A 12,304-nucleotide genomic window follows, 5' to 3' on the forward strand; every position below is an offset into this window, starting at 1 on the left:
GGTTATGGCTATGTGGGGCGGTCGCTTTCAAGAGGCGACCTTAGATGAATTTCGCCAGTTTAATGACTCTTTGAGTTTCGATTATGTATTGGCGTTACACGATATCCAAGCATCACGAGCTTGGGCAAAACAATTAGCCGCAGCGAAAATTATTAGTGCTGATGAAGCGCTACAACTAGATAGCGGTTTAGCTAAATTAGCCCAAGCAGTAGAGCAAGATCCAAGCTTGCCATTGCAAACTAGTGAAGAAGATATTCATAGCTGGGTTGAATCACAACTTACCCAGCAACTTGGCTCTGTGGCAAAGAAATTACATACTGGCCGCAGCAGGAATGACTTAGTGGCTACTGATCTACGGTTATGGACCAAACTTAATGCAGAGTCAGTTAAGCAAGCATTGCTTGGTGCTATTAAAGCTTTGTTAGACTTTGCTGAGCAAGCGGGCACTGATGTTATGCCTGGCTATACTCATCTGCAACGTGCTCAGCCAGTATTAGTTGCTCATTGGGCGTTAGCTTATGTTGAAATGTTCCGCCGAGACTTAAGCCGACTTGAAGATGGATTAAATCGGTTGGATGTCAGTCCTTTAGGCTGCGGGGCACTTGCGGGCACGGGGGTTAATATTGACCGCCAAGCTTTAGCACAAAGCTTGGGCTTTACAACCGCGGCTAGAAACAGCCTTGATGCGGTCTCTGATCGAGATTATGTCGTCGAGTTATCTGCTGCAGGCAGTATCAGTATGACGCATTTATCACGCTTATCAGAAGATGTTATTTTCTTTTGTTCAGGTGAAGCTGGCTTCTTTAAGTTAGGCGATGCCATAAGTAGTGGTTCATCACTTATGCCGCAAAAGAAAAATCCAGATGTATTTGAATTATTGCGGGGAAAAACTGGCCGAGTTTTAGGCCATCTAGTTGCGATTATTCATACCTTAAAAGGCTTACCGCTGGCCTATAACAAAGATATGCAAGAAGATAAACAAGGCTTTTTTGACTTAATGCAAACTTGGCAGCAATCTTTACTGGTACTGGCCACAGTATTACCGCATTTAACTGTTAATAGCCAAAAATGTCGCAAGGCTGCTGAGCTTGGTTATAGTAATGCTACCGATTTAGCAGATTATCTGGTAAGTAAAGGCATGCCATTTCGTGATGCCCATGAGGTGGTAGGCGAGCTTGTTGTTGCCGCATCTAAGCAGCAATTAGCGCTTGAAGCTATGCCATTAGCTAGCTTACAACAATACAGTAGCTTGATTGAGCAAGATGTATTTGCGGCATTGCAACTTGAAGCAGGATTAGAAAAACGTAGTGCCTTAGCTGGCACTTCACCCAAGCGAGTTTTAGCGGCACTGGCTGAGGCTAAAAGCTGGTTAGAACAGCAAACATAGTCATTACGTTATAACTGCTTAAAATAAAAAAACCGCTATAGTCAGCGGTTTTTTTATTGCAAATGAGTTGAGATAGCTCTTTAAGAGTGTTTTAAAATAACTCGACTTCTTTTTCAACCGGTTCGCTACTGCTATCAAAACTAATGGGTTGTACGCTATTACTGCTATATTGAGTAGGTTCGGTACCGCTAATAAAGTACTCGAAACTACTAGAGGTATCTGTTTTTCGGCTAAGTAAACCAGTTTTAAGATCAATTCTTACAGAAGCTAGGCCAAAAGGGGCAGCCATTGGCTTAACCGGCAATGATGGCGAAATAACCTTCATATAATCTAACCAAGCAGGTAAAGCGGTTCTTGCCCCAGATTCAGTGCCGGCACTTTGCGACTGCCCCATATTAGCATGCCATTGTGCTCGGCCTAAACTGCGGTTTGCATCATCAAAGCCAACCCATGTTGTGACAGCGAGGTCAGAAGTGAAACCAGAAAACCAAGTGTCTTTTGAATCATTAGTCGTACCCGTTTTAGCAGCGATATCTCGACGTTTTAATTCTTGTAAGCGCCAGGCTGTGCCATTCCAGCCGGTGCCAATTGCCCAATCGCCACCACCCCATACGCTTGACGTTAATGCATCAGCTATTAAAAAGCTATTTTGTTTTGATAATACACGCTGGGCAATAATAGGTTGCTCAATAGGCAAGGTGGCCGCAGCAAACTCAGCATCAGATATTTCATGATGGCTTAAGCGATCATAAAGTTGTTTAATTGAAGTTTCAGCTTTTAATGTTGATGAGACTTTAGGGATAGTCGCTATATCTGTTTCACAGTTATCACAAGCTATAGCAGGTTTATGCTGATAAATAAGGTTATGCTCGGCGTCTGTAATCGTATCAATTAAGTAAGGCTGAACTAAATAGCCACCATTAGCAAAAACGGCGAAGCCTTTAACGACTTCCATAGGTGTTAATGATGCTGAACCTAGTGCTAACGTTTCATTGCGAGGCAAGTCGCTGGCAGTAAAACCAAAGCGCTGTAAATGCTCAATAGCATTATCGATGCCGACGCCACGTAATAACCGAATAGAGACAACGTTTTTAGACTTAGCTAAAGCTTCACGAATGCGAATAGGGCCATCATATACAGCGGGTGAATTTTTCGGTCGCCAGGCAATACCAGCGTTATCATCCCAATGATGAATAGGAGCGTCATTCATAATAGAAGCTAAGGTATAGCCATTTTCTAGGGCAGCAGAATAAATAAATGGTTTAATATTCGAACCTACTTGACGCTTAGCTTGGATAGCGCGATTAAATTGGCTTTCACTAAAACTAAAACCACCCACCAGTGATCGTATCGCACCATCTTTAGGATCTATCGCCACTAAGGCACTGGTAGCCTCTGGAATTTGACTTAGCCGCCACTTGTTGTCTTGTTGTCTTATTAATACATGCATTCCAGGCGCTAAAATAGCATCTGCAGTTTTCGGGGCGTTGCTTTGTCGCCGGTCTGTAATAAAACTACGTGCCCACTTTAAACCATCCCATTCTATAGTAACTTGATCACCACCTTGCATTATTAAGGATACTGATTTGCTAAAGACTTCAGTTACAACAGCAGGAACAAGGTCTTCCAGTCCTTGTTGCTGGTCTAAATAAGCAATGATTTGCTCAGGTTCAAGACGATCGGGTTGTTTAAACTCAGGTTGCTCTGTGACTTCAGGATCTAAAGTCGCTTGCCACAAAGTATTAACGGGACCACGATAACCATGACGTTCGTCATAGTCATATAAATTTTGTTGTAAACTACGCTTAGCGATTGATTGTTGTTGGCTGTTGACGGTTGTAGTTACTTGAAAACCAGCTGAATAGGCAAGCTCTTCACCGTAACGATCAACCATTTCTTGACGAACCATTTCCGCAATATAAGGCGCAGAGGCAGTAATTTGCGCGCCATGACGTTTACTCGTAATCGGGGCCTTAATCGCTGTATCATAAGCGTCTTGACTGATAGCACCCACCGTTAACATTCTATATAAAACGACATTGCGTCGAGTCTTGGCATTGGCAGGTGAACGCACAGGGTTTAAAGTCGAAGGCGCCTTAGGCAAGCCTGCAATAATGGCAATCTCATCTAAGCTAAGTTCATTTACCGATTTACCGAAATAGACTTGGGCGGCTGCGCCAACACCAAAAGAGCGCTGACCTAATTCAATTTTATTTAGATAAAGCTCGAGGATTTTATCTTTAGAAAGTAGTTGCTCAATACGAATAGCTAGAAAAACTTCTTTAATTTTTCGGATCAACTTTTTTTCTCGGGTAAGAAAAAAATTTCTAGCTAATTGTTGGGTGATCGTACTCGCACCTTGGCTAAAATCACCTGATGTAGCAACAACACTGGCAGCACGAATAATACCAATGATATCAATGCCAGGATGTTCATAGAATCGGCTATCTTCTATCGCTAGAAAAGCCTCTATTAATAGAGGAGGCATTTCGTCTAGTGTTAACGGAATACGGCGCTTTTCACCAAATTGAGAGATAAGCTGGCCATCAGCAGTAAATACCTGCATAGGAGTCTGTAATTTTACGTCTTGTAATGTAGAAACATCAGGCAAGTCATCTTTTACATACAGATATAAGCCTGCGATAGTTAAAAGGCCGCATAGACATAAAATAACACCGAGAATTAAAAGTTTTTTAAGCCAAGACACAGATCAACACCAATTTTTTACTCCCAATTCTTGAATAACACTGCTAGTATATATTTATTAGCGCTGGATGAAACGCTTTTTATTGCGAAAAATTAGCAACTAAGCTAATAAACATGCAAGAATAGCGATAACGATAACAATAAAATTTATTGCAGGATGCTATGATAAAACGCCTGTTTACCAAACAACCCACTATGATGGTGGGAATAGACATTGGAGCCCACTCGGTTAAAGCGGTATTGCTTAGTCAGCAAGACGGTAAATGTAAAGTTGAAGCATTTGCGGTTGAGCCTATGATTAAAGGTGCAATGTCTGACCGGGAGATTCAAGATATTGAAGCAGTAGGTAATATACTGACCAAGATCCGTAAAAAGATCCCTAGATCAGTTAAACATGCCGCTGCTGCAGTATCGGGTTCTACCGTAATCAGTAAAATCATCTTTATGGATGTCTCCTTAACCGATGCTGAATTGGAAAGTCAGATTGAAGTAGAGGCAGATACACTGATCCCTTACCCCTTAAATGAAGTTAGTATTGACTTTGAAAAGCTAGATGTTAATGAGTCAGATCCTTCAAGAGTCAACGTCCTATTAAGTGCTGCACGCACAGAAAGTGTTGAAGTAAGAGTTTCTGCCTTAGATAACGGTGGTTTTACAGCCAAAGTTATTGATATAGAAAGCTATGCCTTAAGTCGCGCTGCTAAGTTGTGCTGGAGTCAGTTACCTGACGATGCTGAGAAAAAAGTTGTTGCGATGGTCGATATCGGTGCCACTATGACTTTGCTTAGTATTATCGAAGACGGCAAGACGGTGTATACACGAGATCAATCCTTTGGCGGCGATCAATATACTCGAAGCATTTTATCGTATTATAACAAAAGCTATGACGATGCTGAGTCGGCAAAGGTTAATGGTAATTTACCGCCTAACTATACCTTTGAAGTTTTAGCTCCGTTTCAAACTATGTTGTTACAGCAAGTTCGTCGCGGCATCCAAATGTATCTCACCAGTAGCGGTAAAGATGCTGTAGATTATATTATTATCTCTGGTGGTACCGCTTTAATTGAAGGCATTGATAAACTGTTAATTGACGAATTAGGTATTCATACCGTAGTGGCTAACCCATTTAATTCAATGGATATTGTTGCTTCAATTGACAGAGAACAGTTAAAGAAACATGCTTCACAATTAATGGTCGCTAGCGGCTTAGCTTTACGGAGTTTTTCACCATGGCATATATAAACCTACTGCCGTGGCGCGAAGCTGCGCGAAAAGAACGGCAAAAGAAATACTTAACTGTTTTAGCAGCAACGGCACTATTTAGCTTTGCAGCCATGTTTTCTATTAACATGCTGTACAATGCTAAAATTGATGGCCAGTTACAGCGAAACAGTTATTTAAATAATGAGATTAAAGTACTTGAGCAGCGTATTGTTGAAATTAGTACTTTAAAAGATAAAAAGAAAAGCTTACAACAGCGTATGTCATTGATTGAGCAGCTACAAAGTAGTCGTAACCTCGGTACTCAAATCATGGACGAAATCGCTAGTGTTGTTCCTGCTGGTGTATATCTGACTCAATTTGAGAAAAAAGGTTCTTCTTTGTTGTTGGTTGGTAAAAGTGAGTCGAATAATCGTTTATCAAATATGTTGCGTGAAGCTGAAAGCTCTGAGCTATTAGCTGATCCGTTACTGGAGTTCATTGAAGCAGGTAAAGATTCATCGACTCTGTTAAGTAACTTTAAAATGCATCTAATGATTACTGGTTTTGAAGCTGTTCATGGACCTGCAGAACCTGTGACACCTGCAACAGGAGGTGGTAAATGAGCTTAAATGTTAATTTATCTGATATCGATATTAATGATCTCGATTTAGAGAATATGGGCTCTTGGCCAGTTATTGTAAAAGTAATATTTGCTTTTATTGTTGCCGCTATAGTCTGTGCCTTAGGTTACTTCTTTGTAATAGATAGCAAGCTTGATGAGCTTGCCGCTGCAGAAAGAAAAGAAACTGAGTTGCGACAAGTTTTCAGAACTAAATATGCTTCAGCAGTTAATTTAGAAGCATATAAGCAACAAATGGTAGAGATGGAGCAATCTTTTTCATCTTTACTTAAACAGTTACCGACAACACATGAAACACCAGGCTTATTAGATGATGTTACTTATGTTGGAACAACCAGTGGTTTAAACTTTATCCGTATTAATTGGGAGCCAGAGATAGAAAAAGACTTCTACACTGAGCTGCCAATAAAGATAGAGGTAATAGGTGATTATCACCAATTTGGTAACTTTGTTAGTGAAGTGGCTAAATTACCTCGGATAGTGAGTTTACATGACTTCAGCATAAAAACGGAGAAAGATGAAAAACTACGTTTTAATGTTGTTGCAAAAACTTATAGATATAAAGAGGTGCAGCAATGATAAAAAGATTAGCTGCTATAGCTGTAAGCACGGTGTTGTTAACAGGATGCTTTGATGATTTAAGTGAAGTTCAAAGCTTCACCCAACAAGTAAAAGCAAGTACTAAAGCTAAAGTTGAGCCTTTACCGGAAGTAAAAGAGTTTCAACATATTGCTTATCGCTCTATAAATGCAAGAAGTCCGTTCTCAGAACCAAGACCTGAAGCAATACAAGATAAGTTTTTACAAGTTCAAGATTGTTTGCACCCAGACCCAAGGCGCAGAAAAGAACCATTAGAAAAATATGCATTAGATAATTTAAAAATGCGTGGCACTTTAGGTGATGTCGGTAATATTTGGGCTTTAATTGAAGCTTCAGATAAAACCTTACACCGTATAACTTTAAGTAACCATGTTGGGTTATTCCATGGTCGCGTAATTAACGTTGAGCCAACCCATATTGAATTGTTAGAGTTAATTCCCGATGGCGCCGGATGCTGGAAAGAACGGACGACCATGCTGCAGATGGCAGATACATCATCTGCTACAAGTAATTGATAAGTATGCGAGTAAATTATGGATAAAATAATCACAATAATGTCTGACAGATTTCTGCGCGCTTTGGCCTGTGTGCTAACGCTGACTGTTCTGTCTTTGCCCGCAGCAGCTGTGCCTCTGCTATATGATGTTAAATATAACCCGCTATTAACCGGCGAAACTGAAATTGAATTTGTATTTGATGAAGAATTATATGCAGATCCAAGTATTCAGGTGTTTAACGAACCGGCAAGGATTGAGTTATTCTTTGATAACTCAGACTATGAAGAAAAATTAGACGAAGTGCTAATTAACAAAGCTGGTGTTAAAAAAGTGACGTCTGAATTCGTAGGTGAAGGATTTAGAACGGTTATCTATTTAGACTATTTGAAAATATACCGTACCCGTGTAAAGGGTAATGTTTTCTATATGCATATTTCTGATAACCCAACTTCGGATATTGTAGGTCAGGCTGCAGATGTTAAGCCTACTTATATTAACCGCGTCAATGCGATTGACTTTCGCCGTGGTGATAAAGGCGAAGGCCGCGTATTAGTCTTTTTACGTGATAATACCGCTGCTGTTGATGTTGCAGAACGCTTGGGTAAGCTAGAAGTCGAGTTTCACAATACTGATATCTTAGATGAACTATTATATCAATTAGATGTTGTTGACTTCGGCACTATCGTTAAAGGTATTGAAACCTTTAAAGAAGGCGCTTCTACTCGTTTAGTTATTGATACAACAGCTGAATTTACCTTCACCTATCAGCAAATTGATAATATATTTACTTTGAATGTAGAGCGTGACACTACCAATAGAAGTATTCTTGGCGGTGGTAAAGAATATAAAGGTCGTGCTATTTCTCTTAACTTCCAAGATATTCCAGTAAGAACAGTGTTACAAATTATTGCCGATTATAACGGCTTTAACCTTGTAACGAGTGATTCTGTGACTGGCAATATTACCTTACGTTTAGATGGTACACCTTGGGATCAAGCATTAGACATCGTGTTACGTGTAAAAGGTCTAGATAAACGTATGGATGGTAATATCTTAATGGTTGCGCCTACCGATGAGTTGTCTGCTCGTGAAGCACGTGAGCTTGAAGCGAAACAGCAAGTAGCAGACTTAGAGCCTCTATACTCAGACTTTTTATCTATTAACTATGCAAAAGCGAGTGATATTGCAGGGTTATTAAGTAATAAAGATGCCACAATTTTATCTAGCCGTGGTTCAGTTAATGTTGATGAGCGTACTAACACTATTTTAATTAAAGACACGGCTCAAAATATAGAAAGTGTCAGAAAGTTAATTGAACGTTTAGACGTACCGGTTAAACAAGTTTTAATCGAGTCAAGAATGGTTACCGTACGTGACAAGGTTGATGATGAACTAGGTATTCGTTGGGGCTTTAGTGACCAACAAAGTAGTAGTAGTTCAAATCAGGGCACCTCGGGCAATGCAGGTGGCGCTAATAATATCGCTAATGGTGTTATGCCTGCGTTAGATAATCGCTGGAACGTTAATTTACCTGCGAGTAATCCTGCTGGTAGTATCGCTTTTCATATTGCACGTCTTGCCGATGGTACTTTACTTGACCTAGAGTTATCTGCTCTAGAGCAAGAAAATAAAGGTGAAATTATAGCTAGCCCGCGTATAACTACGGCTAACCAAAAACAAGCAAGTATTGAGCAAGGTGTAGAAATTCCATATGTGCAGGCAGCTTCAAGTGGTGCAACAACAGTTGAGTTTAAAAAAGCAGTATTAAGCTTGACTGTAACACCACAGATCACGCCTGATAATAAAATTATACTAGACTTAATTATCACTCAAAATACGCGTGGTGAAACAGTAGCGACACCAACGGGACCTGCAACTGCAATAGATACGCAACAAATTCAGACCCAGGTATTAGTGGATAATGGTGAGACTATAGTATTAGGTGGAATTTACCAGCAACAAATATTATCAACAGTAAGCAAGGTACCATTCTTTGGTGATATTCCTTACTTAGGTCGTTTATTTAAATCGACAAGCGAAATAAACGAAAAGAATGAATTGCTGATATTTGTAACACCAAAAATTATCTCAGAAGGGCTTTAATTCTAGTTTGCCAGTCAGTATCACAAAGGATACTGACTGGAATAGAGAATTAGCTTGCCAACAAACGGGGATTCCTGACATAATCCCCGCGCTTTAAACTTTCGCGGGAGCCATTTGGTCCTTGAATTCAACATTTAAATGAGTTGGCTGATTAGCAATACGAAATATGGCAGAAAAACGTAATATCTTCCTTGTTGGCCCAATGGGTGCTGGTAAGAGCACAATTGGACGTCATTTAGCAGACATGCTTCATCTTGAGTTCTACGATTCAGATCATGAAATTGAACGTCGTACAGGCGCAGATATTGCTTGGGTATTTGATCTGGAAGGCGAAGAAGGTTTCAGAGTGCGTGAAGAAAACGTCATTCAGGATCTTACAGAGCTTCAAGGCATTGTATTGGCAACTGGCGGTGGCTCGGTGTTAAGTAAAGAAACCCGAAACCGGTTGTCTGCACGCGGCATAGTCGTTTACTTAGAAACCCCTATCGAAAAGCAGGTCGCGAGAACCCAGCGTGACAAACGCAGGCCCCTGCTACAAACAGAAGAAGAGCCAAGACTCGTTTTAGAGCGTCTTGCAGCAGAGCGTAATCCTTTATATGAAGAGATTGCTGACTTTACTATTCGTACTGATGAACAAAGTGCTCGTTCTGTAGCAAACCAGATCATAGATAAAATTGGTTTTTAGCTAAACACATAACGGGGAGCTGTAATGCAAAAAGTTGATGTGCAACTTGGTCAGCGCAGCTACCCAATATGTATCGATACCGACTTTAACGATCTGAATGCTGAATTAGTTCAAAGCAAACAGGTCGTTATTGTTTCTAATCCCGTAGTTGCAGGGCTCTATTTAACCCAAATAAAAAAACTATTTAGTAAGTCCCGCTTAGAAATCATTCTAATTCCTGACGGTGAAGCCTATAAAACACTGGAATCATTTGAATTAATTCAGTCTTTTTTACTGCAGCATCAATTTTCGCGTGAAGTTTTATTAGTTGCACTTGGTGGTGGCGTTATTGGTGATCTAACAGGCTTTGTTGCCGCAACCTATCAGCGCGGCGTACGATTTTTACAAATTCCGACAACATTACTAGCGCAAGTTGACTCTTCTGTAGGAGGGAAAACTGCCATTAATCATGTGTTAGGCAAAAATATGATTGGCGCTTTTAAGCAACCGGTACAAGTATTAATTAATACTCAGGTTTTATCTACTTTGCCTGAACGTGAGTTTGCAGCGGGCATGGCTGAAGTTATTAAATACGGCTTAATAGCAGACCAAGATTTTTTCACCTGGCTAGAACAAAACCAACACAAGATTAAGCAAAAAGATGATGCTAGTTTGGCTTATATGATTAAACATTGCTGCCAGATGAAAGCTGATATCGTCAGTCGGGATGAAACTGAACAGGGCGAACGAGCTTTACTCAATTTGGGCCATACCTTTGGTCATGCCATAGAGGCGTATTTAGGTTATGGTAGCTGGTTACATGGTGAGGCTGTTGCAACAGGCCTGGTTATGGCTGCAAAATTGTCATTATCGCGAGGTTGGTTACAGCAACAAGAGGTTGATAGAATCATCAAGTTACTTATTGCTTTTAACTTACCTACCTTAGCGCCTAAAGGTATGACTATTTCTGACTTTTTACCTTATATTAAATTAGATAAAAAAGTGCTAAATGATAGAATGCGCTTTGTACTCCCCAGCCGCTTCGGTGTTAGTAAGCTAGTGGATGATGTTACTGAACAAGAGTTATTTCAGGTGTTTACAGATGGACTGGGTTAATCTGCAGCAACAGCTAGTTAAATTACCGCATTTATCACCTATACAGCGCGAATGGTTTAGTCGTGTCTGTTTTCAGTTGTCATTTAATCAAATCGACACTATCCAAACTTTAGGTTCAGCCTCAACGGGTAAATCCACTCTTGCTCTTGCCTTAGCTGAATTATTATCAGAACAAGCGAATGTCGCTTTACTAAATGCTACAGCGGAACAACAAGTTGTAAGCTCAATTGAGCAACAATGGTTCGGTCGCCAAACCGCAAATGTTGATTTGCAACAGCAAGTAAATTTATATGCTGGTCATGAAAAACTATGTTTAATTATCGATGATGCGCAAAGCTATAGTCTAGAATTAATAGCTGAATTAACGGCACTTAACGTACTATGTTTTATTTTTACAACACAGTCGTTAATTTCCTCAGCATTAACCTTAACGCTAAAAGATGCTGAAACTGCCGATGCCGCACAATTGTCAGAAAAATACAATATAACAGCTGAACAGCTAGAGTCGCGTTTTAAACAAGCTAATATCGGCCTAGATGGCTCACTTAATCGTGCTGTAAAACCCTTGAGCCCGCAATCAGAGAAACCAGTCATAGCAACCAAAAAATTGACTAGGTCCGTTTTTATTATTTTATCTGTGGTTGCTATTTTAATTTTAGCCGTAGTGTTCAATTATAATTATTCAGCCTCTAAGCCTCGTGAAAAAGTTGCGCAGCAATCTGAACCTGCTAAACCGCTATTTGCATTGCCGAAAAAAGCGGCTAGCAGTGACACTACCTTGGCAACGATAGGCTCTGTTGATCCAGAAACTAATAGCGCTGAGGCTGCAACTGAACAGGATAAGCTTATCGTACCGGGTACTGATCTGAATACTCAGTCTGAGACTAAGGTTATTAACCCTGAAACTGCTGAGCTAACAAAAACCAACACCGGAACTGCCAAAACGCATAGTTCATCTGATATAACTCCTGAGTTACCAGTGACACCTGTGTCTACAAAGGCGTCAGCAGCCTCACAATCAACCAGTACCAGTCTGTCTGATGGCAAGGTTGCTTCTAGTGCCATTTGTGACTCTGAGCAATTACAGCAAGCTTTAGATGGTGATATTGCAATACAATTAGCGGTATTATCTAATGTTGCTGCTTTTGAAGCCTTCCAATCGCAATACCCATCAGTAGCCATGCAATGTTATCAGCGTAGTTGGCAAGGCAACTTACAAATAGTCGTTCTGCTAGGACCCTATGCCGAGAAATCAGAAGCTTTAATGGCCAAAAAAGCATTGCCAGCCAAATTAACTAAAAGCGGCAGCTTTTTTAAAAGCCTCAAAGCAATTAAAGCAGAAATAGATGCCTTTACCGTTAGCCAGCAACTTAGTACTGTAGATTAAT

General features: G+C 40.3%; 10 protein-coding genes. 9 read left to right on the top strand and 1 reads right to left on the bottom strand.

Features of this window, described 5'->3' with window-relative positions; all coding sequences use genetic code 11:
- Positions 1-4: 4 nt before the first annotated feature.
- Positions 5-1,387, top strand: a complete 1,383-nt coding sequence (argH, locus tag ACRCA4_RS02735) for an argininosuccinate lyase (protein WP_433183796.1) — start codon at positions 5-7, stop codon at positions 1,385-1,387.
- A gap of 91 nt (positions 1,388-1,478) precedes the next feature.
- Here the strand turns inward: argH and ACRCA4_RS02740 are convergent, their stop codons facing one another.
- On the bottom strand, positions 1,479-4,094 hold the full coding sequence (locus ACRCA4_RS02740) for a penicillin-binding protein 1A (protein WP_433183799.1): 2,616 nt from the start codon (positions 4,092-4,094) through the stop codon (positions 1,479-1,481).
- A gap of 161 nt (positions 4,095-4,255) precedes the next feature.
- Here ACRCA4_RS02740 and ACRCA4_RS02745 point away from each other — a divergent pair, with 161 nt between their 5' ends.
- From ACRCA4_RS02745 to ACRCA4_RS02780, 8 genes are all read left to right on the top strand, one after another.
- On the top strand, positions 4,256-5,335 hold the full coding sequence (locus tag ACRCA4_RS02745; protein WP_433183802.1) for a pilus assembly protein PilM: 1,080 nt from the start codon (positions 4,256-4,258) through the stop codon (positions 5,333-5,335).
- Positions 5,323-5,919 carry a PilN domain-containing protein gene (locus tag ACRCA4_RS02750; protein WP_433183805.1) on the top strand — a complete coding sequence of 199 codons (597 nt, stop codon included), beginning with the start codon at positions 5,323-5,325 and terminating at the stop codon, positions 5,917-5,919. Before ACRCA4_RS02745 ends, ACRCA4_RS02750 begins: the two co-directional genes overlap by 13 nt.
- Positions 5,916-6,515 (top strand): type 4a pilus biogenesis protein PilO, encoded by a 600-nt coding sequence (locus ACRCA4_RS02755; RefSeq protein ID WP_433183808.1) that lies wholly within the window; start codon positions 5,916-5,918, stop codon positions 6,513-6,515. The genes ACRCA4_RS02750 and ACRCA4_RS02755 overlap by 4 nt, the downstream gene beginning before the upstream one ends.
- Positions 6,512-7,051, top strand: a complete 540-nt coding sequence (locus tag ACRCA4_RS02760; protein ID WP_433183811.1) for a pilus assembly protein PilP — start codon at positions 6,512-6,514, stop codon at positions 7,049-7,051. Before ACRCA4_RS02755 ends, ACRCA4_RS02760 begins: the two co-directional genes overlap by 4 nt.
- A gap of 39 nt (positions 7,052-7,090) precedes the next feature.
- A complete protein-coding gene (locus ACRCA4_RS02765; protein ID WP_433183814.1) occupies positions 7,091-9,136 on the top strand; it encodes a type IV pilus secretin PilQ in 2,046 nt (681 codons plus the stop codon).
- Positions 9,137-9,302: 166 nt separating this feature from the next.
- Complete coding sequence (aroK, locus tag ACRCA4_RS02770; RefSeq protein ID WP_433183816.1) at positions 9,303-9,821, top strand: shikimate kinase AroK; 519 nt, start codon at positions 9,303-9,305, stop codon at positions 9,819-9,821.
- A gap of 24 nt (positions 9,822-9,845) precedes the next feature.
- Positions 9,846-10,916: a 3-dehydroquinate synthase gene (aroB, locus tag ACRCA4_RS02775; protein ID WP_433183819.1), complete on the top strand. Its 1,071-nt coding sequence runs from the start codon at positions 9,846-9,848 to the stop codon at positions 10,914-10,916.
- Positions 10,903-12,303, top strand: a complete 1,401-nt coding sequence (locus ACRCA4_RS02780) for an SPOR domain-containing protein (protein ID WP_433183822.1) — start codon at positions 10,903-10,905, stop codon at positions 12,301-12,303. The genes aroB and ACRCA4_RS02780 overlap by 14 nt, the downstream gene beginning before the upstream one ends.
- The last annotated feature ends 1 nt before the right edge of the window (position 12,304 follow it).

The sequence above is a fragment of the Rheinheimera sp. WS51 genome (genome assembly GCF_050936095.1).
Classification (GTDB): domain Bacteria; phylum Pseudomonadota; class Gammaproteobacteria; order Enterobacterales; family Alteromonadaceae; genus Alishewanella.